This window comes from Pilosibacter fragilis (assembly GCF_032490495.1).
GTDB classification, from domain to species: Bacteria; Bacillota; Clostridia; order Lachnospirales; family Lachnospiraceae; genus Pilosibacter; species Pilosibacter fragilis.
The window spans coordinates 1-21,617 of record NZ_JAVYJB010000018.1 but is presented as its reverse complement, the minus strand read 5'-3'; the positions used below and the strand labels follow the sequence as shown (position 1 = coordinate 21,617).

The window sequence follows — 21,617 nt, the reverse complement described above, 5'->3', positions numbered from 1 at the left end:
GTCCTTTTCTGACAGCCGCCGCTTAGGTTCCAAAAATTTCATAACTGCTAATTCCATTCACAGTCACACACAAATCCATTCCAGCCCCGCTTATTTTACAGCAATTGCCTCCATCTCAAGCAGAACATCCTTCGGAAGTCTTGCAATCTCCACGCAGGAACGTGCCGGGCAGTCTTTTTCGAAATATTTCGCGTAGATGCCGTTGATAGTTGCGAAATCATCCATATTTTTGATAAATACACTTGTCTTTACGACCTGGTCGATGGATGTTCCTGCTGCCTCAAGAAGATTCTTCATGTTCTTCATAACCTGCTCCGCCTGTGCTTCGATTCCCTCCGGGATCACACCTGTCTCCGGATCTACCGGGATCTGTCCTGACGCGAATACGAAGCCGTTTGCCTCAATTGCCTGAGAATACGGTCCGATTGCTGCCGGTGCTTTTGTTGTGCTGATTACTTTCTTCATGTGATTGTCCTCCATATTTTCCTTATTTATCGATTTTTCGGATGCTCTTCTCCGTGATCTCGATCTTTCCTTCTTTTAATAAGTGACCTACCGCGCGCTTGAACGCATTCTTACTGAGTTTAAATTCTCTCGCGATAACTTCCGGTGATGCCTTATCGTTGAACGGTAAAACTCCGTCAAACTCTTCGATGACCTTCATGACAAGATCGGAGTCAGAAAAGATCTGGCTGCCTGCCTTGTCGCGTGTTGTGAGGTCAAGCTTTCCATCCCCACGGACTCTCGTCACACGGACGCTGACCTCATCGCCCACCCGGTATCCGGAAAAGAGTTCCTTTTTCGGAATCAGGCCGTGATAGATGCCATCGACTGCAACAAAGGCACCGATATCCGGATTGATCTCAAATACGAAGCCGTCCGCCTCGTCACCGGTGTGATACGGGGAGTCGCTTCTCAAATACTGGTATGCCTTCATAGTTGCGGCAAGGCGCTTGCTCTTATCGACGTAAAGAGCCACAAGGCACTTCTCACCTTTACGCACCTGATGGGTCTGCTCCTTAAACGGGAGAAGAAGGTCCTTTTCCAGTCCCATATCGAGAAACGCACCGATCTTGGAAACTTCCTTGACCTCAAGGACAGCCGTCTCACCGAGAGTCACCTTCGGTTTTGATGTGGTGGCGATCAGGCGGTCCTCAGAGTCCTTGTAGAGGAATACCTCCAGCTCATCACCGATCTTTGTTCCTTCCGGCACCTGTTTTTTGGGGAGAAGAACACCCTGGGCGTCCGCCTTGTCCCCGTCAGAAAGGTAAATTCCGAAGTCTTTCTCCTTGATCACCTTTAGTTTCTGAATTTTTCCAATTTCCATCATGTCTTTCGTCCTCCCGCAGCCGGATACTTTTGCGGCTGCGTCCTCTCTTTTAACTCAACATTCGCGAACACATCACCATTTGCATTGCAAAGAGATACGAGATGCGACATCCCCTCTCTTGCGCGCTTGACAACGATCTCGTCCCCGAGCACCGCCGCCTTCCGGTACTCTGCCCTGATCTCGCCGATCTCGGTTCCCGAAGGGACAAGCTCTCTCGCGATATCCACATACTGGGCGTTATTTACATGGAGATTTGTATCCAGAAGATGTTTCATGACCACCAGACGTCCAGTCTCTTCCATCTCCTTCGGCACGGCGATCTTTCGTCCCGCGTCCTCCATCTCGATCTTCGGATTAAATTCGCCGTACGGATCAGTATCCGCATCCGTAATCCTCATAGGCCGGCCAGTCTCCGTATTCATCAGGAACCAGTAGGAATTGGCTTTTACCAGATATTCTCCTTTTTCATCGAGGATTGCGAAATTTCTCAGCGCGTAAAGTCCCTTGACTGCATAGGGCCATGTCAGAACCTTGATCCGTTCCCCGAGGACCGGACGGCGTCCGATCACGATCTGCCAGGAGGATAAAAGCCACGCCTTCTTTTCCCGTCCAAGATATCCGATCCCGACGCCGGCATCCTCCGACTGCATCGTCGAGCAGTCCTGCATATAATTCATAATTCCGGTCAGGGACAGCTTCGCGTCAATATCCGTCTCGCTGTACCGGACCCGGCTGTTTAATTCGTACATAGTCTAACCTCATGTTGTTGTCTCAATCTGTCTCGAACTTCCCGCTCATAAACACGGGCCTTCAATGCTCAGATGTCTGTCAATGCAAACCGTCCTTTCGCACCACTACCTTAACACAAATGCCTGCCAAGCGCAAGAAAAAAAGACCATTAAGCCTTGCATTCACAAAGATTAACAGCCTTTCGTTAGCTGGGCTACAAGGATTCGAACCTTGAAAATGACGGAGTCAGAGTCCGTTGCCTTACCATTTGGCGATAGCCCAATAATATGTGTCTGAAACACTTGGACAATATTTAGTTTTTAAACTGGGCTACAAGGATTCGAACCTTGAAAATGACGGAGTCAGAGTCCGTTGCCTTACCATTTGGCGATAGCCCAATGCATCAACAGGTTGTATTATAACGCAACGACTCTGATCCGTCAACTGTTTTTTTCAATTTTTTTACTTTTTTAATTCTGATTTTTCGGATTATCCGGATCTTCAAATCCCGGTCCCCTTAAATACGCCGGTGTTTTCGTCTCCGGCGTCAGCATTCCGGACGCGGCGGTAGTCTCTGTAACCGCTGCTGTTGTCTCCGGGGCTGTCGGCGGTGCAGTTTCCGGCGGCACGGTTTCCGATGCTGTAGTTCCCGGTTCCTCAGTTTTCGGTTCCTCAGTTTTCGGTTCCTCAGTTTTCGGCTCCGTAGTTTTCGGCTCCGCAGTTTTCTGCGGCACAGTCTCTGTCGGAGAGGTCCGGGAATTCGACGAATGCCGGTCTTTCTCATCCGGATCGCCCAGCTCCCTGTTCGTCTCCTGATCCACCCAGTCCACGCTCTCCCCGGCCTCCAGAGCTTTTCTCCGTCTCTGCATCTCGGAAAGTCCGTCATTTTTCGTGGATTCTCTCTCGTCACCCGTATCCAAAGCCGCAGATTTCTGTTCTGACACAGCTTCTGTTGTCTCTAAAGCTGCTGTCTCCTCCGTGGTCTCTTCGCTTGCTTTTTCGAAAGTTGTCTTTACGACCACCGGTTTTAAGGATATCTGATATTCCTGCTCATTGATCTCCCGGATCAGGCGTTTTGAGGAATACCCGGCAAGTTCTTCCTGCTTTCCTATCGTGATCCCCGGATTTTCCGAAAAAAGATGCTTTAAAAATTCTGCCTTCGTCACCGTGATCCCATATTTTTCCGCAATCTCCCGGGTTTTTGTGTCCTCTTCTGACTCAAACACATAGACCGTCGCCCTGGACTCCTTTTTCTGAAGTTCGGATTCCGTCTGCTTTTGCAGCTCTTTTACGATCTTTTCCGGTGACGCTTTTACTTCCGCGCCGGACTTCCGGACGGAGATCAGGATTCCCCCATCCTCTCCGAGACTGTTGTTATCCGCAAGCCTGTCAAAGATCTTCCCCACTGCGATTCCAAGGCTTTTCCCCTCAAACACGGTCATGGAGACTGCCTCATTTGATCTGGCTATCATTCCCTTTGCAGATAACACGGATCCCCGCCGGTTCATGGTAAATTCCATCATAATATCCGAATTTACTTCCATGATCAGTGACTCCTTCCGGTTCTTCCCCATCATCAGCACCGCCATCAGGCATACTGCTGCCGCGCAGATTGACAGAGCTCCTCCGGCCCGTCTGAACCACTTTTTCAGGGAGTCCATGGAGAATTCACCGTTTACGTCCATCCCGGCTTCCCGTAACTCCTGCTTCTTTTTCTTTTCCTCAACTGGCATATCCTCATATTCTTCGTTCTGATTCATCATACCGTTTCCCTTTCGCCCTCATAACCCACGTGGAGAAGGAATAATCCCTCGGGCGGAGCTGTTCTTCCCGCCATATCACGGTTTTTCGCCGCAATGATCTCTTTCATTTTCTCCGGTCTCCGCATTCCACTGCCGACCTCCAAAAGCGTTCCCGTTAAGATCCGCACCATGTTATAGAGAAAGCCGTTTCCTGTATACAGGAATTCGAGCTTCGTTCCATGTTCCACGATCCGGATCTCATCGATCCGGCGCACCGTGCTTTTTTTCATTCTGCGGTTCGCGCAGAAGCTTTTGAAGTCATGTTCGCCGATAAGAAATTCCGCCGCCTGTCTCATCGCTTTCACATCCAGCTTCTTCCCGCAGCCATAGACATATTTTCGTTCGAATACGTTTTTCTTATCCCCGGTCTCCACATAATATCCATATGTCTTTGATGTGGCAGACAGGCGGCTGTGAAACCGTTCCGGCACGATCTTCGCAGAGAGGACCCTGATATCATCCGGAAGATACCGGTTCAGATATTCCCGTGCTGACTCTCCGTCCGGACAGATTTCCGCATTAATATGGAAATTAGCTACCTGACCTCTCGCATGGACCCCCGCATCCGTTCTTCCGGATCCATGGACCTCTATCTCTTCTCCAGCCATTCTGAAAAGCACATTTTCCAGTTTTCCCTGAATCGTATTGTCGGTATTTCCCTGTTTCTGCCACCCATCATACCGGCTTCCGTCGTATTCCAGAGTAATGCGGATATTCTTCTTCATGATTGTTCCTTCCTGATCTCCAACTGAATGCGGCCCGTCACATTCAGATGTCCCCGCGGTCGCTTATTTTCTTTTAAACCAAAATTCCCGGCAGAAATTTCTCCTTATCCGCCGGGAATGTCTGGCTCATCTGCCTGTTACCGTCTGAAAAAGACTACTGATCTTCCAGAACCGATGTACAATGCGGACAGCGTGTCGCATGAATATTGATTTTCGTTTTGCAGTACGGGCATTCTTTTTCCGTAGCTGCTGCCGGAGCCGCCGGTTTATCGAATATTTTTTTAGCCCGGTTCAGTTGTTTTACCACCATAAAGATCACAAACGCCATAATAACAAAGTTGATGATCTCTGTGATAAACAGACCGTAGTTTACGGTCGGAGCTGCCGCTGCCTGTGCCTCAGCTAAAGTCGCGTAATGTTCTCCGTTCAGCGAAATAAACATATTGCTGAAATCCAACTTGCCCGTGAAACGTCCGATCACAGGCATCACCATATCACTGACTAAGGAGTTTACAAGATCCTTAAATGCAGCACCGATGATCATGCCGACTGCCATGTCGATCATATTGCCCTGTACGGCAAATTCACGGAATTCTTTCAGTATCTTTTTCATTGAAAGACCTCCTGATATTCGTTTTCCGCAGATTTCACCATTATTTTACCAATTTTTTTCTCTGTTGGGAATACCCGGAGACCGTTTTTTTATCTCTGTGCCTGTTTTTTTATCATTCCGCCGTTTTAGACGGGTTGAATATATGTGTCAGGAAAATAAACATCTCATGGGCGAACAGCGGCATGGCCGCAAGCACGAGCAAAGTTTTCCATTCCCCGGCATTCAAACGCACCGTCTGAAATGCCGCAACCAGAGCCGGCTGTTCCGTCACCATAAGCTGCAGAGCAAATCCAATGAATACTGCAGCGATCATCAGAGGGTTCCCTCCATGATCCATCCGAAATACAGATTTTTCCACATCACGCATTCCGATCGCATGAAAAAGCTGTGACAATCCAAGAACCGTAAATGCGTATGTCTGGCAGCATGCAAGAAGCTTTGGAGACTGTAAGACGTCCGCCACCGCTGCCGGGGTCAGCTGCCGTCCGCTGCTTACAAGAAGCTTTGCAGGAACGATCAGAAACGCGGTCAGACTGATCAATGCGATCAGGAAACCGTAAAACAACGTACAGACTCCGCCGCCATGCGCAAACAGGCTCTCTCCTTGCTTTCTCGGTTTTTCTTTCATCAGTTCTCTCCCGTCACATACATCTGTCCCCAGGGCCAGAGCCGGCAACGAATCCGTGATCAAATTGATCCACAGGATATGACTTGCCTTAAGAGGTGCCGGAAAGGAAAAAAGGATCGCAAAAAACATGGTCATGATCTCACCAAAATTCGATGATAAAAGAAAAATGACTGTCTTTTTAATATTGGCATAGATCTCTCTTCCTTCCCGGACAGCTTCCCGGATCGTTGCAAAATTGTCATCTGTCAATACTATATCTGCTGCCTGCTTTGCCACATCCGTTCCGCTCATTCCCATCGCGATCCCGACATCCGCCGCTTTTAAAGATGGGGCATCATTAACTCCATCCCCGGTCATCGCCACGATTCCGCCGTTTTTTTTCAATGCCCGGACGATCCGTACCTTATGATCCGGAGAAACTCGTGCAAATACCCGGATCTCCAAAATCTTATCAGCAAGCTCCCCATCGCCCAGGCAATCCAACTCTGACCCTGTCATGCACTGAGAGGGAGAATCCGCGATCTTAAGCGTTCTTGCGGTCGCAAGTGCCGTATCCTTATGATCCCCTGTAATCATGACGGTCGTAACACCTGCATGGCGGAATTCTTCCACTGTTCCGGAAACCTCCGGACGGACCGGGTCCTCAAGCACTGCCATTCCCAGAAAGGTCATTCCCTTCTCGGAAAGATCCTTTCCCTCCTTTACCGCCGCCCCAAGAACACGCCCACCGGACGCAGACATTTTTTCTGCCCACCTCATGTACCATGTTCGTTTCGATACTCCCATCGGATGAACTCCCATTTCGTCTCGGTAGGAGGTGCAATTTTCAAGGATTATGTCCGGTGCACCTTTCGTGAACGAAACTGTCCGCATTCCGTTTTGATGCACCGTTGTCATACACTTTCTCTCCGAGTCAAACGGACGCTCCGCAATTCTTTTCCACGCATCCCGGATCTGTTCGGACTGTTTTTCCCCATTCCTTGCATTTTTATCCGCATATAAAAGAAAAGCTGCTTCTGTAGGATCTCCGATGATTCCGTGCTTTCCCCATCTTGCATCATTGCAGAGTAAAAATGTTCGTAAAAGCCACTCTCTGTCCCCATCCAGATTCCGCACCGTCATCTGATTTTTTGTCAATGTCCCCGTTTTGTCCGAGCAAACCACATTAACCGCTCCAAGAGTTTCCACAGAAGGAAGACGTCTCACGATCGTATGTACCTTCGCCATCCTCGAAACAGAAAGCGCAAGGACGATCGTCACCACAGCCGGAAGTCCTTCCGGAACTGCTGCCACAGCCAAAGAGATCGCTGTCAGAAACATCTCCCCAACATCCCGCTTCTGCCAGACTGCCGCCAGAAAAAGGATCGTACAGAGACCCACAGCCAGAATACTAAGAAATGTTCCCAACTCTCCCAACCGTTTCTGAAGCGGTGTAATCTCTTCCGGTGTTTCATGGATCATTTTCGCGATTCGTCCGATCTCAGTTTGCATCCCGGTATCTGTAACAATCCCTTCACCGCGTCCGGCAGTCACAAAGGTTGACATATATGCCATATTTTTTCGATCACCGAGAGGTGTTCCGGTCGAAGCCACATACTGCGCATCCTTTTCCACCGGTACAGACTCTCCGGTAAGTGATGCCTCCTGTACCTTCATATTTTCCGAACGGATCAGTCGGAGATCCGCCGGTACCTGCTGCCCGGCATTTAAAAGCACCCTGTCGCCCGGCACCAGCTCCGCCGCGTCCATCTCCAAAAGCTTTCCGTCCCGCCGGACAAGCGCCTTCCTTGTTGTCAGCTTTTTTAATGACTCCAGCGCTTTCTGGGCCTTTCCCTCCTGAATCACACCAACCGTTGCATTGAGCAGCACAACTGCTGCAATGATCACCGCATCTCCTCGTTCTCCAAGAAATACAGAAATTCCTCCTGCCGCCAAAAGTACATAGATCAGCGGATCCATCAATTGCGAAAGCATCCGTTCTGCCACAGACGGAGGACTTTTCTCCTCCAGCTCGTTCCGCCCATACTCCCGAAGCCGCTTTGTCGCTTCCTTCCCACTCAATCCCCCGTCATCCGACGATCCCAGCAGCATTTTTGTCTCAAAAACAGAGCACCGTTCAAAATCCCCCGGCTTTTCCATAAAAAAATTCTCTCCATCCTCTTTTGCTCAAAGCAAGTTTATGAGGATGGAGAGGAAATCATGCCTGCATTCCCATTCTTCGACTGACCGATCAACGAAATTTATAATTTTTTATGATCGCCTGCAAGGTACGTGTCCCATTATATTCATTTACATCCGGATAATAGATCATGTCGATCGTATTCTGCCCTGTCTGCTCTTCCAAAAAACGATCTCCATCTGCAAACAGCAGACCATCGAACGGATGTCCAGTGTTCGTCACCAGATTCATTTTCACGACATTTCGATTTTTTCCAAGAACACGTACATTTCGAATCGTCAGACTTTTCTGGGCAAACAACGGTTTTTCATTTCCCTGCCCGAATGGTTCCAGACCTTTGAGCTCATCCACGATTTTTTCATTCACATACTCAAACGGCATCGGAACATCGATCCAGATCTGCGGAACGAAATCATCTTCCGTAAGCTTTGCATTTTCATTCAGTCTTCTCCGGAACTCATCAATATCACTTTCCTCAATGGAAAGTCCCGCTGCCATTGGATGACCGCCAAATTTCACCAGCAGATCCGACACCTCGCAAAGCCCCTGGTACATATGGTATGCCTCTATGGAACGTCCGGATCCCTTCGCACTCTGCTCGCCTCTCGTCAGCACAAAGGATGGCTTATGGAAATGCTCCCGGAGTCTTCCGGCTATGATCCCGGCAAGTGATTCATGGCACTCCGGCAAGAACACCACCAGCACCTTATCCGACATATAGAACCGTTCTACCTGTTCGATAGCCTCTGTTTCTCCCTTTGCTGTCATATCCTTTCTCACATCATTGAGTTCCTTTAATTCATCCGCCAGCCCACTGACCCGGTCCGGATCCTGTTCTAACAACATCCGGAGCGCAACCTTCGCACTTTTCAACCGTCCACCTGCATTTAAGCACGGTCCGATCACAAAACCAATGTGATATGCGCTCAGATTGTTTATATCCAGATTATTTTTCTCTACAAGCATTCTGAGACCGGTGTTCTTCGTCGAACCGATCTTTTTCAGTCCATATTTGACGATCAGACGGTTTTCATCCTGCAGCTTCATGACATCTCCCACGGTCGCAATGGCCGCAAACTCCAGAAGCTCCATCCACTCATGCTCCGGAATTCCAAGATCCTCATAGATCACGTTTATAAGCTTCCATGCTACGACCGCACCGCAAATTTCATGGTACGGATACGTCTCCCCGTCCTGCTTCGGATCAACCACTGCATCTGCCGGCGGCAGAATCTGTCCATAAGCATCTACCGGTACTTCATGATGATCGGTCACCACAACCGTCATGCCAAGCTGCTTTGCGATGCTGATCTCCTTTAATGCCGCGATTCCATTATCACAGGTCACAAGTGTATCGATCCCGTCCTCTGCTGCCTGACGGATGATGGATTCATTGATCCCGTAGCCATCCCGGATCCGGTCCGGTATCTCATAATCAATCTGCCCATTTCCGGCAGCACGGTGAAAGCCCTTGAGAAGAATATATGTTGAACAAACACCATCAATATCGTAGTCGCCGATGATCCGGATTTTTTTCCCTTCTATCAACTTCTTTTCAATGATCCCCGCAGCGGTCTCCATTCCCTTCATCTGTCGCGGATCATAAAGATCATCCAGTGTCCCGTAAAGATACTTTCTCATCTCACGTTCATCCAAAAGACCTCGGTTTCGCATGATCCGAACAGCCACCGGACTCACCCCCAGACGCATCGCAAGCCCGTTAAAATCTGCCCGTTTTGTCTGAAGCATCCAGATTTCTTTCTTTTTCTGCATCGTTTCTCTCCCTCTTTGCACTTCCTCATTCCGGCACGTTCAATACTTCTGGCCATTTTCCTTCAGCCATTGCCGCCGTTTTCGATAATCCGGCAGAATCTTCTCCACTTCATCCCAGAATTCCGTGCTATGGTTCATCTGGAGCCGATGGGCAAGCTCATGGACCACAACATAGTCCAGAATCTCCTCCGGCATCAGAACCAGCTTCCAATTAAAATTCAGGTTTCCCTTTGCACTGCAGCTCCCCCAGCGCGTCTTTTGCTCCCGGACCGTGATCGATCCATAGGAAACGCCCATGAGCCCTGCGTAATAACAGCATCGTTCTTTTAACACGTTTTCCGCTCGTTTTTTTCCTTCAAGACGTTCCGTTTCTGTGTAGGACGGACGCACTGCAAGGATCTGTTCTCCGGCACGGAGCCTCACCTCGATCCAATCCCGATGACTCTCCACAAACCAATCCGCAGTCTCCGGCGGTGTCCGGAAAGGAGCACGCACCGTAATCGTTCCGTCAAGCTCCACCTTCAAAGACATGGAACGGCGCCTGGACCGGAGCAGCTCATATGTAAAATGTTCCGTTCTTCTTTTCATGATTTCCTCCAGAAGCTTCTTCCTTTTTCACTGCACAAGTTTCACAGAAAGTTCCATCAAAAGTTCCCATGAAATCGAAAAAAGGCATCTGCAATTGCAGATGCCTTAATCAGCGCGCCAGAGAAGATTCGAACTCCCGACACTACGGTCCGTAGCCGTATGCTCTATCCAGCTGAGCTACTGACGCACGCTCTCTGAGTTTCAGATGTCTGTCACTCAACGAAGAATATTCTACTATATATTTTCTTCTTTGTCAACACTTTTTAAATTTTTTAAATTTTTTTTCTTTTCCCTTACACCAATATCATAAGCCGCAAAAAAGCTTTGGGGCCATCACGCCAAAGCGTAACAGCCCCGTCTTTTTTTACTTCTCGTAATAGCAATCTCCCAAATAATGGAAGGACGTATTTTTGTTAAATTTGAATCCCTTAAGGTCTGATCTTCTTCCTACCATGCTATATTTGTAATACAGAGGTACCCACGGACAGAGCTCATTTAAGCGAACCTGAAGGTCTTTATATATCTGGAGGCGTTTTTCTTGATTTGTTTCCACCGCTGCAGCATCGATCATTTCATCTACCTTATCATCTTTGAGATATGCACGATTGCCGCTCATTCCACAGTTTCTTGAATGGAATAACTGAGTTACACTATATGCCGGATCACAAGTAGTATTTACCCAGCCAAGAATCAGGAGATCATGTTCTCCGGCATTGATCGCATCCTGAAATGCTCCCCATTCATACACATTGATGTCTACATTAATGCCAACCTGAGCTAACTGAGCCTGAACTACCTGTGCAGCACGACTTCTTACTTCTCCGGATACGTACATCTTAAGATCCAGTCCATTTTCATATCCTGCTTCTGCAAGAAGTTCTTTGGCTTTTTCCAGATCCTGAGGATATGGCTTTACGTCCTCATTCCACCCAGGCACAGTCTTTGCAACAACGGAGGTGGCTACTTCGCCGCGACCTTCTACAATCGTATCTACGAATTCCTGACGATTCGTGGCATAATTGATCGCCTGACGTACCCGGACATCATCCAATCCTTTTTTAGTTGTGTTCATAGCCATAAATTCTACAGAAGGTGCCGGCCAGCTTTCCAGAACAAGATCTTTACAGTTCTCAATATTGACAGCATCCACCGGATCTACGGCTAAGATCACATCAATCTCCCCTGTTTCCAGTGCGATTGTACGAGCACTTCCTTCCGGAATGATCCGGGTTGTAATCGAAGTGGCTGTAGCAGGTCCATCAAAGTAGTCATCAAACCGGACCAACGTCCAGTGGTCATTCGGAACCCACTCTTTAAACATAAACGGACCTGTTCCGATCGGAGCTTCTCCATATGTATCGCCAGCCTCTGTTACTGCCTTCTCTGATAAGATCTTCATACTGGTATCATTAAGGATATACAGGAATGCTGGACACGGATTTGAAAGATGGATCGTCACCTCGTAATCCCCGTCAACAGAAACATGATCAATGGCTGATGCATTAGACATTGCTTTTGGCATGGTCTTGGCACGCTCTAAACTGAATTTCACATCGCTGGCCTTCAGTTCATCTCCATTGTGAAACTTTACGCCTTTCCGCAGTTTAAATTTGTACTTTGTGTCATCCACAATCTCAAAACTCTCTGCCAGATCCCCTACAGGCTCACGATTATCATCAATTTTGATCAAACCATTATAAATATGGAAATTCAGCGTTGCAGATGGTGAATCCACCCCCACCTGTGGATCCATAGACCGGATATCGCTGCTATTCGCCGAAATAATGTCTGTCCGTCCAATGGACTCTGGTTTTTTCTCTGACGATGTTTCCGCACCGGATGAAGCTGATGTCTCCGCCTTTGAATCCGCTGTCGATGTACCGGAGTTTCCCCCACTCTGTCCGCAGCCCGACAATACCATAGCCCCGGCCAATGCCAATGCCGTCAGTTTTCCATACATCCTTTTTCTCATGCACATGTCCTCCTTGTTATTATATTGTTACATAATTTTTTCCTTCTCACTTTATTTCCCCCATCCAGAGATCCATTTCCGGCAATTCTCCGCAACTACGTTCATCTGTCCTGTAAGCCGGTTTCTCTGACGCACAAATCTTGTCTGGACTGCCAAATAATAATCTGCTTCTGTATTTTCCCTTGTCAGACCCTCTGCCATAGCAAGTCCGGCAAACACCGTTCCCTTTACCGCCGGATCCTGATGGTATGGGCTGGATGTCGTGTACATGATCCTTGCCAATTCTCCCGCTATTTCCATGATGACATCGTCTGTATGTTTCTGATTCTCCATAGCGTTTTCAAGATCTGCAACCGCTTCCTTCAGGCTGCCGATCGCCCTCCAGACCGGAGAAAGATCAAATTCCGCACTAAGCTTCTGTTCTATAGAACGAAGCTCGTTTTCCATAAAGCTGACAAACCCGCTCATCTCTGCAGGAAGCTTCTCACAATTAGCGAAAATGGCGGTCAACTTTGCAATGACTCTTGTATCTCGCAGTGTCACCTCCGGATCTACCTTATCAAAGGTATCCTCTTTCGTATGCCACCAGGAAAATATTTTATGATCCTGTTTTATAAACTGCGGCATCATAGCAAACGGAATATCCGCTCCCCAGAAGGTCTGATCTGCGAATCGTACCATCGGCGTCGGTGCCTCCGGTTCTTTATCATTAAACTCCCTTAAAAACTCTCGGTCAAAGGCTTCGCCCTCCAGCATAGATGTCCGCATTCCAACCACATCCGAACCTTTACAGCCGCAAATATCCATATTAATGTGGGCCACACAATTTTCTTTCAGATCTTCCCAATGGTGATCATAATACCAGGTCGATCCGGAATAACGGGCATCTGAATGACCGGACCACCAGGCAAGCACTACAGACCGCTCCAGATGTTCCTGATTTTCTTGAAATACCCTGGCAATCTCCATCATAGCAGCATTGGCAACGCCATTATCCGTTATCCCCTCATACCAGGAATCATAATGACCGGAAACCAACACATACTTATCCGATCTTCCCTGAATACGTGCTACCGGCATGGTACTGGAAACGATTGACTGACACATTTCAACGTTAAGGCATGCCGTCAGTGGACCTTCTTCCAGTTTTTTCTGCAATTCCTTTCCTGCACTTTTTGTGATTTCCACAAACGGAATTCTCGGATAATGACAAGCCAGATCCTCCGGCTCAGGTGTTCCCCATACACCTCCAAGCGTTCCATGGTGTGCCAGATCCGCATGCCAGATTGTGATCACGCCCAAAACTCCGGCACGTTTTGCCTCACATGCAAACGCAAAGCTGTTCTCATATGTCAGAACGATCTTTCCGGCAAATTCTGCCATTCTCGCTCTCTGCTCCTTCTGGCTGCAGCCTCCGGTTGCGCTGATCCGGTCGAAAACCAGTTCAGCTTCCAGATTTTCCGCTGTTCCACTATACACATACGGAGTCAGAGGCACGATTGCTTCCGAAGAATCCCCTTGGATCCGTATGGATGCTTCTCCCGGAAGGCTTCTATATACCTGATAAATTTCCCGCTCTACCGGGATTCCCAGTTCTTCCATTCGTTTTGCGATTCGTTCTGCCGCTTTCTCTCCATCCTCAGAACCTGTATAGCGGTCCAGGTGACTGAAACACTCTACATCCTTCATGATTCTGGATGTTTCTAAGGCTTTATCAATTTTTTCAATAAGCTTATTTCCTTCCGATGAACAAAGCCTCATACCCTGCATGTTCTAATTTTCCCTTCTTCTTTCCCCATTCATTTGGGCACGATCCATTTCTTGTGCATTTATCTATTTTGTTGTAAAATAATTATTTTCGTCCTCAGTATTTAAGCGTATTATACAATGTCGATTCTTATATCGTCTAATGCTTAATTCGAATATTATATATAATTTTTGCGAATACGATATAATATACTGAAATTATATTCAATTTGTACTATATGCAAAAAGCCCCCGGAGAATCCATATCTGATTCTCCTGGAGCTTTTCCCTAACGCTAAAATATCTAAAAAATGACTATGTTTTTACCACAGCCCCGGTTTTACTTCTGGTGGAAGCGGATTCGGATACGTCTCTCCGTCCAGTTCTTCCAACCAGTCCTTATGAGCCTTTTTGATGAGCTCCGGATTTTCCAGAAGATCCGCTCCTGTGCATGCCATGACTTTTGCCGCCGTCAGCATGCCCTTATGGGCAATACTTGCCTTTCCCTGAGCAACAGCCTGCCAGGAATGAAGTGCTGTTCCTGCCGCATAGCAGCACACATTTGTCTGCACCGTCGGAACCACCCAGCTCACATCACCGACATCGGTAGAGCCACCACCGCCATATGATTCGCTCCGGTCCAGTTTAAAATCCAACAGTGGCATATCCAGGACTTCCTTCCGCTTGTCCTTTTCAACGACATGAGCGATCATGTCCTTTAAGCCCTCTTTGTCTAACTCCGTAACGACCTCTTTGAATTTTCCCGCGTACGCCAGCTCCTCTTCCGTATATCCGATCGGAATAAAATGGTCAAGATTTTTGTCCATGACCTCTTCCAGAACATCATTTCCGATCACGTTGGAATAAGCGGCAACCTGACGAATATCCACAGTCGTTCCCGTGATCAGCGCCGCGCCCTTCGCGATATCGCACATCCGCTCATAAAGCTTTTTGACCTGAGTTACCTTTGGTGCGCGGATCGCATAGAGTACCTGTGCCTCCGCTGGAATCACATTCGGGGCAATTCCACCGGTGTTTGTGATCGCACCATGAACTCTCGCTGCGTCGATCATATGCTCTCGCATATAATTCACGCCAATGTCCATGATCTCCACTGCATCCAGCGCAGAACGTCCAAGCTCCGGCGCTCCCGCCGCATGGGAGGAGATTCCATGGAAGGTAAAGAACACACGGAAATTGGCAAGGAATTTATCGTCTCCCATTGTTTTGTTCGTCGTGCTTGGATGCCAGGTGATAGCGATATCACAGTCATTGAAATATCCGTCCCGGACCAGATATGCCTTTCCGCCCGCATTCTCCTCCGCCGGACAGCCATAGTAGCGGATCGTTCCCTTCAGGTCTTTTTCTTCCATATAGGACTTTAGTGCATCGACAGCCGCCACAGAGGCCGTTCCGAGAAGATGGTGGCCACAGCCATGTCCATCTGTTTTTCCTGCGATCGGACGACGCTCCGTGCAGTCTGCTTCCTGCTGAAGACTGGAAAGAGCGTCAAACTCACCAAGAAATGCGAGGACCGGCTTTCCGCTTCCCCACTCGGCAATAAACGCTGTCTTCTCTCCGGCAAGGTCAGCCCGGATTGAAAATCCGCGAGACGCAAGGTATTCCTGTTGTACCCTCGAAGATTCATATTCCTGAAAACGAGGTTCCGCATATCCCCAGATCTCATCCGCCATAGATGTATATGTGTCCTTCTGTTTCTCCACCAGTTCAGAAATTCTATCTTGATTCTTTGTTTCCATGCTGTCCACTCCTTCCTGTGTAATCCTTGTTCCTGCCACACACATTTCCATCAACAGGCACTATGTGCAACACTTCCATAAGCAGAAGCTTGTTATACCTATTTTTTTAGGCAGTCTTCTGAAAACCATCGCCCTTGATGGTTCTCATTCCGACTGCCTGATCTATCCTATTACCAGATCGATGGTTTTAAATCTGCCGGAAGCGGATTCGGATATGTCTCTCCGTCGAGCTCTTCCTTCCAGTCTGCCTTTGCCTTCTCAATTAATTCCGGATTCAGAAGAAGTTCCGCGCCGACATACGCCATAACCTTCGCTGCCGCCAACATCCCTTTGTGAGCAATCGAAGATTTTCCCTGTGCAACAGCCTGCCAGGAATGAAGCGCTGTACCTGCTGCGTAACAGCTGGTATAGACCTGTGCTGTCGGAACGACCCAGCTGACATCTCCGACGTCCGTGGAGCCGCCACCGCCGTAAGCACTGTTTTTATCGACAATAAGATCCCACATCGGCTGCTCTAAGAGCTCCTGTTTATGCTCTTTTCCTCCGATCACTGCCGCCTGATCCTTCATTCCTTCTTTATCCAGCTCTGTGATCACACCCTGGAATTTCTTTGCATATGCAAGCTCTTCCTCCGTATAGCCGATCGGAACCACATGCTCCAGATTCTCCTGAACAAGATCCGCCAGTGTATCATTATTGATCAGGTTGGAATATGCTGCAACCTGCTTGATATCAACGGTCGTGCCTGTGATCAGAGCCGCGCCCTTTGCAATATCGCACATCCGCTCATAAAGCTTCTTGACCTGTGTTACCTTTGGTGCACGGATCGCATAGAGGATCTGTGCCTCAGCCGGGATCACGTTCGGAGCGGTTCCGCCGGAGTTTGTGATCGCGCCGTGAACTCTCGCTGCATCGATCATGTGCTCTCTCATATAGTTCACACCGATATCCATGATCTCAACGGCATCCAGCGCGGAACGTCCAAGCTCCGGCGCCCCCGCCGCATGGGATGAGATTCCGTGGAAGGTAAAGAATGCCCGGAAGTTTGCCAGATGGAATCCGCCCTTCATAACTTTATTCATTGTGTATGGATGCCAAGTAATCGCGATATCACAATCATCAAAATATCCATCCCGGACCAGATATGCCTTTCCACCCGCATTTTCCTCCGCCGGACAGCCATAGTAACGGATCGTTCCGCTCATGTGATTCTCTTCCATATAAGTTTTTAACGCATCAACAGCCGCTACCGACGCTGTTCCGAGAAGGTGATGACCACAGCCATGTCCGTTTGTCTTTCCCTCGATCGGGTGACGTTCTGTGCAGTCTGCCTCCTGCTGAAGGCTGGAAAGTGCGTCAAACTCACCTAAAAATGCGAGGATCGGCTTTCCGCTTCCCCATTCCGCGATAAATGCGGTCTCTTCTCCTGCGAGATCTGCCTTGACGGAAAATCCTCTCGCTTTTAAGAACTCCTGCTGAAGCTTCGTGGACTCGTACTCCTGAAATCTCGGCTCCGCAAAACCCCAGATCGCGTCACTGATTTTTGTATATTCATCGCGTCTCTGATCGATCGTCGTGCCGATCTCTTTTCTAAAATCTGTTCCCATATGTATATGCTCCTTTCTATGTTTCCCTTATCCATCAGAACCATACAGGCACGTTTCCGGCTCTCTTCACCTCTTTGTCCCACATGGGTTTCCGTTCGTGCACACACCCGTCCCTCATGTTATTCATGTCTTTTTCCGGTGACGTTCTCAGTTACGATCTTCCAGACCGTCACTGCGTTCACCATTGCCTCCGCGAACGAGTTCTCTTCGAATGCCTTCTTCTGACTCATCTGATTCATGAGGCTCGCCAAAGCTTTTTTCTTCGATGTGAGATCTTCCACGAAATATGCAGTTCCGTTTCCGCAGATGCTCTCAAAGCTTGTCGTCGACTTGCAGGCTGCGTCATAATCGATCTTCAGGCTATTTTTCCCGTAAATACAATATGAAACCTGAGGATTCTCTCTGATCTTATCGATCTTCGTCCCTTCCTTCGCTCCGTGAAAATACAGAACCAGCTTTCCTTCTTCCACTTCTGCACCATAATTCAATGGAATTAAATAAGGACATGACTCATCGTGGAACGCAACGGTGCACACAGTCTCCCGTTTCGCGATCGCCACAATATCAGCCATGTCCTTCAATTCTCTGTCACTTCGTCTCATCCAGACCTCCATTCCAGTCATAAAGATCCTACACTTTTGCCATTCTCCATTTCGATCCTTCAGGATTTTCATCGAAATTCCGCATTCAGTGCCATCCGCCAGACTTCCCGTAAGATGAGACTATCATATCATAATTTTTTTAATATCTCAAGTAATATACCGTTATCTTGTTCCTTCTGTCTGAAATTATCCCTCAATTCAGAATACTAAATTGCAGTTCCAGCACCACCGCAGACTGATCATGACCCATGATCACAATTCCAGAGCTTTCTCCTCTTATCCTAAAATACGGCCTGAATCAAAAACATATAAAGTACAGTTCCTGCCGCAATACTGAGCAGTGTATTCCTCTTCCATACATGCAGCCCGACAACCACTGCGGAAGCTGCAATCTCCGGAATTCCATGAGATCCCGCAAAAAAGCTCACATTTTTCAGGCAGTACACCACCAGCATCCCCATGATCGCATACGGAAGAACTCCCGATAAATATGTAATGTATCCGGGGATCTCCTTCTTCCTGCCGAATATCACAAACGGAAGAAATCTTAAAACTATCGTTACTGCAACGCATACCGCGATCAGTGTGACCGCCCTCAAATCCATCCTCTCTATTCCTCCTAAATCAAGCAAAATCCACTGCTACCGCTGTATTGTACGGAATTTTCAGTTTGAAAATTTCCTACCCGTGTGCAGCAACCTGGGCACTGTTTTCATACTATTTCCTGTCCTTCGGAAAATATCATGAATTATGCCGTCGTCTGGCTGCTCTCAGTTTTCTTACTCCCACGCATCAGCGTCAAAATCACCGTGATAGAGATCATCGACGGGATCAGAAAGGCTGATGCCCCAAAGATCAACAGACAAATCACGGATGCAGCAACACCTGCAACGGCGCTTCTGTGATCCTTCGTGCTCATCCACTGTTCCGTAAATACCACCAGAAACAGAGCTGTCATCGAGAAATCGATCCCTTCCGTATTGATATTCAATACACTCCCGAGCACCGATCCCATCACGCTTCCAATTACCCAGTAAATCTGGTTCAACAGCGAGACAAGGAAGAAATATTTCTTCTCCTCGACCCCCTCCGGTACATCTCCACTGCACACCAGCGAATACGTCTCATCCGTAAGCGCAAAGATCAAATACGGCTTATATGGTTTTGTGTCCTTATATCGTTCCAGCATGGAGATTCCATAAAATAAATGTCTTGCGTTGACCATCAGTGTCATAAGCGCCGCTGAGATCAGCGATGCGCCACCTGTTATCAGATCAATTGCCACATACTGCATTGACCCCGCATAAATGAACACACTCATCGCGAGCGCCCAGGTGATGCCGTAGCCCTTCGCTCCCAGCAGCATTCCAAATCCGATTCCCAGAACGATATATCCCGCCATTACCGGAATTGATCGTTTCAACGCATATCGAAATGTCATATCTGTTCTCCTATCCATATTATTTCGAGATCTCTCCTGTTCATCTCCATCACGCTCCCATAATTCGGGTTTTTCGTTAAACAAAAAAAGAGCTTGCAAAACAAGCTCTTTTCATGCCGGTGACCGGACTTGAACCGGTACGGGGTTGCCCCCGAGGGATTTTAAGTCCCTTGCGTCTGCCTATTCCGCCACACCGGCAGACATATAAATATGTCGATGATGGTTTCCCATCAAATGGGACCTATAGGGCTCGAACCTATGACCCTCTGCTTGTAAGGCAGATGCTCTCCCAGCTGAGCTAAGATCCCAGATATGAAATTAATAATCCTTATTTCCAAGGAAACGACCCGGATGGGATTCGAACCCACGACCTCCGCCGTGACAGGGCGGCGCTCTAACCAGCTGAGCCACCGGGCCAAATATTTTATCAGTTGTATGAACCTTTTACCAGGTAGAGTGGACCTTCAGGGACTTGAACCCGGGACCGACCGGTTATGAGCCGGTTGCTCTAACCAACTGAGCTAAAGGTCCATAAGTTTAGGACTAAAAGCCGATGATCGGACTCGAACCGATAACCTGCTGATTACAAATCAGCTGCTCTGCCAATTGAGCCACATCGGCACATCAATGACCCCAAGGGGATTCGGACCCCTGTTACCGCCGTGAAAGGGCGATGTCTTAACCGCTTGACCATGGGGCCGCGTTCATTATTTGTACCAGAAGCTCATATCCATGAAACTGGCAAAATAAAAACTCCCCGAGTAGGACTCGAACCTACGACAGCGCGGTTAACAGCCGCGTGCTCTACCGACTGAGCTATCGAGGAATATTTCCTTTGTTCTTAGCTGTTCCTTAAGAACAGTGCTATTATATAATATGTTTTCGCATCTGTCAACCCGTTTTTTATATTTTTTGAAAAATTTCTACACTTTATTTTCCGGTATGTTTTATCCTTATTTTATCAGTATTCTCACCCGTTCATGCCTTGCTTTGAATTTCCAGCAACTATTCAGTACCTTCATAGTTACAAGCAAAAATCCATTTCAGATCGGCTGCACCGATGGGATTTTTGTCTTCCAGATTATGTTTTCTTACGGTCTGCGCAGCAAGTGCGCAGATCTACGGAACAGTTACAATTCCCATTCTAAAAAACCGCTGTACTTTTCTCTCATAAATTGGTAGGATAAACTCATCAATCCTCTGGACTCATCAAAAAACACACCCTATAGGTCAATTTACATATCGGGAGGCAAACATTCATGGATAAACGTTTAAAACAACAGTTAGATTTTGTACTTGAGATTGATAAAGAAAAGAATATCCTGCGCCAGACACATCTCTCCGGCCATGGCCGCCGGGAAAATGACGCAGAACATGCCTGGCATATGGCCATCATGTCCTACCTTCTCCGTGAGTATTCCAATGAATCCGTAGATATCGCAAAGGTCATGCTGATGTGCCTGATCCACGATATCGTGGAGATTGATGCAGGTGACACCTTCGCCTACGACGAGGAAGGTCGCAAGACCCAAAAGGCCCGCGAAGACGCTGCTAAAGAGCGTATCTTCTCCATCCTACCGGAGGATCAGAAAAATGAGCTCATCGCTCTCTTCGACGAGTTTGAGGACTGCGAAACATCTGAATCCAAATATGCCCATGCCATGGACAATCTTCAACCGCTTCTCTTAAATCACAGCAATAACGGTGATGACTGGAAGCAGCACCAGATCACCTCCAAGCAGGTCTACGGCCGCCAGAGCAAGACGAAGCTCGGCTCCGAGCGTCTCTACGAAATTACGGATCATCTGATCCAGGATGCGATCAAGAAAGGTTTTGTGAAAGAATAATAAAAAGAGTCCTCATAATAACACTTCAAATCAATTTAAAGCTACTACTATGAGGACTCTTGCGTCAATCTGCGCTTTACAAAAAAAGACCAGACATCTCTGCCTGGTCTACTCACACATACCTTCAAAACCACATATTGAAATCCATCTTCACCGTTTCATCAACCAACCAGACCTTCCTGGATAAGCCCTCGACCGATTAGTAACAGTCAGCTCCGTACATTACTGCACTTCCACCTCTGCCCTATCTACCTCGTCGTCTTCAAGGGGTCTTA

Annotated in this window: 17 protein-coding genes, 10 tRNA genes and 1 rRNA gene; 1 reads left to right on the top strand and 27 read right to left on the bottom strand. The window is 47.9% G+C overall.

What is annotated here, in order from left to right; genetic code table 11:
• Positions 1–90: 90 nt before the first annotated feature.
• From ABCW45_RS14410 to ABCW45_RS14285, 26 genes are all read right to left on the bottom strand, one after another.
• Positions 91–465, bottom strand: a complete 375-nt coding sequence (locus tag ABCW45_RS14410; RefSeq protein WP_015553851.1) for a RidA family protein — start codon at positions 463–465, stop codon at positions 91–93.
• 22 nt (positions 466–487) lie between these two features.
• The gene (locus ABCW45_RS14405; RefSeq protein WP_343221059.1) at positions 488–1,330 is read right to left on the bottom strand and encodes a CvfB family protein; all 843 of its coding nucleotides are present in this window, start codon (positions 1,328–1,330) and stop codon (positions 488–490) included.
• A complete protein-coding gene (locus ABCW45_RS14400; RefSeq protein WP_343221058.1) occupies positions 1,327–2,079 on the bottom strand; it encodes an acyl-[acyl-carrier-protein] thioesterase in 753 nt (250 codons plus the stop codon). Before ABCW45_RS14400 ends, ABCW45_RS14405 begins: the two co-directional genes overlap by 4 nt.
• A 189-nt stretch (positions 2,080–2,268) precedes the next feature.
• Positions 2,269–2,341 (bottom strand) — tRNA-Gln (locus tag ABCW45_RS14395).
• Between the two features lie 43 nt (positions 2,342–2,384).
• Positions 2,385–2,457 (bottom strand) — tRNA-Gln (locus tag ABCW45_RS14390).
• 72 nt (positions 2,458–2,529) lie between these two features.
• On the bottom strand, positions 2,530–3,822 hold the full coding sequence (locus ABCW45_RS14385; protein WP_343221057.1) for an anti-sigma-I factor RsgI family protein: 1,293 nt from the start codon (positions 3,820–3,822) through the stop codon (positions 2,530–2,532).
• Positions 3,819–4,586: a tRNA pseudouridine(38-40) synthase TruA gene (truA, locus tag ABCW45_RS14380; protein ID WP_343221056.1), complete on the bottom strand. Its 768-nt coding sequence runs from the start codon at positions 4,584–4,586 to the stop codon at positions 3,819–3,821. Before truA ends, ABCW45_RS14385 begins: the two co-directional genes overlap by 4 nt.
• Positions 4,587–4,740: 154 nt before the next feature.
• Positions 4,741–5,190, bottom strand: coding sequence for a large conductance mechanosensitive channel protein MscL (mscL, locus tag ABCW45_RS14375; protein WP_343221066.1), 450 nt, complete (start codon positions 5,188–5,190; stop codon positions 4,741–4,743).
• A 121-nt stretch (positions 5,191–5,311) separates the two neighbouring features.
• On the bottom strand, positions 5,312–7,966 hold the full coding sequence (locus ABCW45_RS14370; protein ID WP_343221055.1) for a cation-translocating P-type ATPase: 2,655 nt from the start codon (positions 7,964–7,966) through the stop codon (positions 5,312–5,314).
• Positions 7,967–8,057: 91 nt separating this feature from the next.
• Positions 8,058–9,779, bottom strand: coding sequence for a single-stranded-DNA-specific exonuclease RecJ (gene recJ, locus ABCW45_RS14365; RefSeq protein ID WP_117552433.1), 1,722 nt, complete (start codon positions 9,777–9,779; stop codon positions 8,058–8,060).
• 39 nt (positions 9,780–9,818) lie between these two features.
• On the bottom strand, positions 9,819–10,367 hold the full coding sequence (locus ABCW45_RS14360) for a M48 family metallopeptidase (protein ID WP_117567023.1): 549 nt from the start codon (positions 10,365–10,367) through the stop codon (positions 9,819–9,821).
• A gap of 113 nt (positions 10,368–10,480) precedes the next feature.
• Positions 10,481–10,554: transfer RNA gene (locus ABCW45_RS14355), tRNA-Arg, on the bottom strand.
• Between the two features lie 177 nt (positions 10,555–10,731).
• Positions 10,732–12,339, bottom strand: coding sequence for an ABC transporter substrate-binding protein (locus ABCW45_RS14350; protein WP_181968019.1), 1,608 nt, complete (start codon positions 12,337–12,339; stop codon positions 10,732–10,734).
• A gap of 51 nt (positions 12,340–12,390) precedes the next feature.
• A complete protein-coding gene (locus tag ABCW45_RS14345; protein WP_343221054.1) occupies positions 12,391–14,109 on the bottom strand; it encodes a M28 family peptidase in 1,719 nt (572 codons plus the stop codon).
• Positions 14,110–14,408: 299 nt separating this feature from the next.
• Positions 14,409–15,845, bottom strand: a complete 1,437-nt coding sequence (locus ABCW45_RS14340) for a M20 family metallopeptidase (RefSeq protein WP_343221053.1) — start codon at positions 15,843–15,845, stop codon at positions 14,409–14,411.
• Positions 15,846–16,015: 170 nt separating this feature from the next.
• Positions 16,016–17,452 (bottom strand): M20 family metallopeptidase, encoded by a 1,437-nt coding sequence (locus ABCW45_RS14335; protein WP_343221052.1) that lies wholly within the window; start codon positions 17,450–17,452, stop codon positions 16,016–16,018.
• Positions 17,453–17,571: 119 nt separating this feature from the next.
• The gene (locus ABCW45_RS14330) at positions 17,572–18,054 is read right to left on the bottom strand and encodes a pyridoxamine 5'-phosphate oxidase family protein (protein ID WP_181968018.1); all 483 of its coding nucleotides are present in this window, start codon (positions 18,052–18,054) and stop codon (positions 17,572–17,574) included.
• Positions 18,055–18,335: 281 nt separating this feature from the next.
• Positions 18,336–18,659: a branched-chain amino acid transporter permease gene (locus ABCW45_RS14325; protein ID WP_015553864.1), complete on the bottom strand. Its 324-nt coding sequence runs from the start codon at positions 18,657–18,659 to the stop codon at positions 18,336–18,338.
• A gap of 143 nt (positions 18,660–18,802) precedes the next feature.
• Entirely contained in the window at positions 18,803–19,495 is a 693-nt protein-coding gene (locus ABCW45_RS14320) for an AzlC family ABC transporter permease (RefSeq protein ID WP_015553865.1), read from the bottom strand.
• Between the two features lie 114 nt (positions 19,496–19,609).
• Positions 19,610–19,693: transfer RNA gene (locus tag ABCW45_RS14315), tRNA-Leu, on the bottom strand.
• 37 nt (positions 19,694–19,730) lie between these two features.
• Positions 19,731–19,803, bottom strand: a tRNA-Val gene (locus ABCW45_RS14310).
• A 35-nt stretch (positions 19,804–19,838) separates the two neighbouring features.
• Positions 19,839–19,912, bottom strand: a tRNA-Asp gene (locus tag ABCW45_RS14305).
• A 40-nt stretch (positions 19,913–19,952) separates the two neighbouring features.
• A tRNA-Ile gene (locus ABCW45_RS14300) sits at positions 19,953–20,026 on the bottom strand.
• A 17-nt stretch (positions 20,027–20,043) separates the two neighbouring features.
• Positions 20,044–20,116 (bottom strand) — tRNA-Thr (locus ABCW45_RS14295).
• A gap of 7 nt (positions 20,117–20,123) precedes the next feature.
• Positions 20,124–20,195: transfer RNA gene (locus tag ABCW45_RS14290), tRNA-Glu, on the bottom strand.
• A 53-nt stretch (positions 20,196–20,248) separates the two neighbouring features.
• Positions 20,249–20,321: transfer RNA gene (locus ABCW45_RS14285), tRNA-Asn, on the bottom strand.
• A 433-nt stretch (positions 20,322–20,754) separates the two neighbouring features.
• On the opposite strand from ABCW45_RS14285, the gene ABCW45_RS14280 reads away from it, so the two are divergent.
• Positions 20,755–21,342, top strand: a complete 588-nt coding sequence (locus tag ABCW45_RS14280; protein ID WP_015553866.1) for an HD domain-containing protein — start codon at positions 20,755–20,757, stop codon at positions 21,340–21,342.
• 179 nt (positions 21,343–21,521) lie between these two features.
• On the opposite strand, the gene ABCW45_RS14275 is transcribed toward ABCW45_RS14280, so the two are convergent.
• Positions 21,522–21,617 (bottom strand): 23S ribosomal RNA (locus ABCW45_RS14275); the annotation flags it as partial.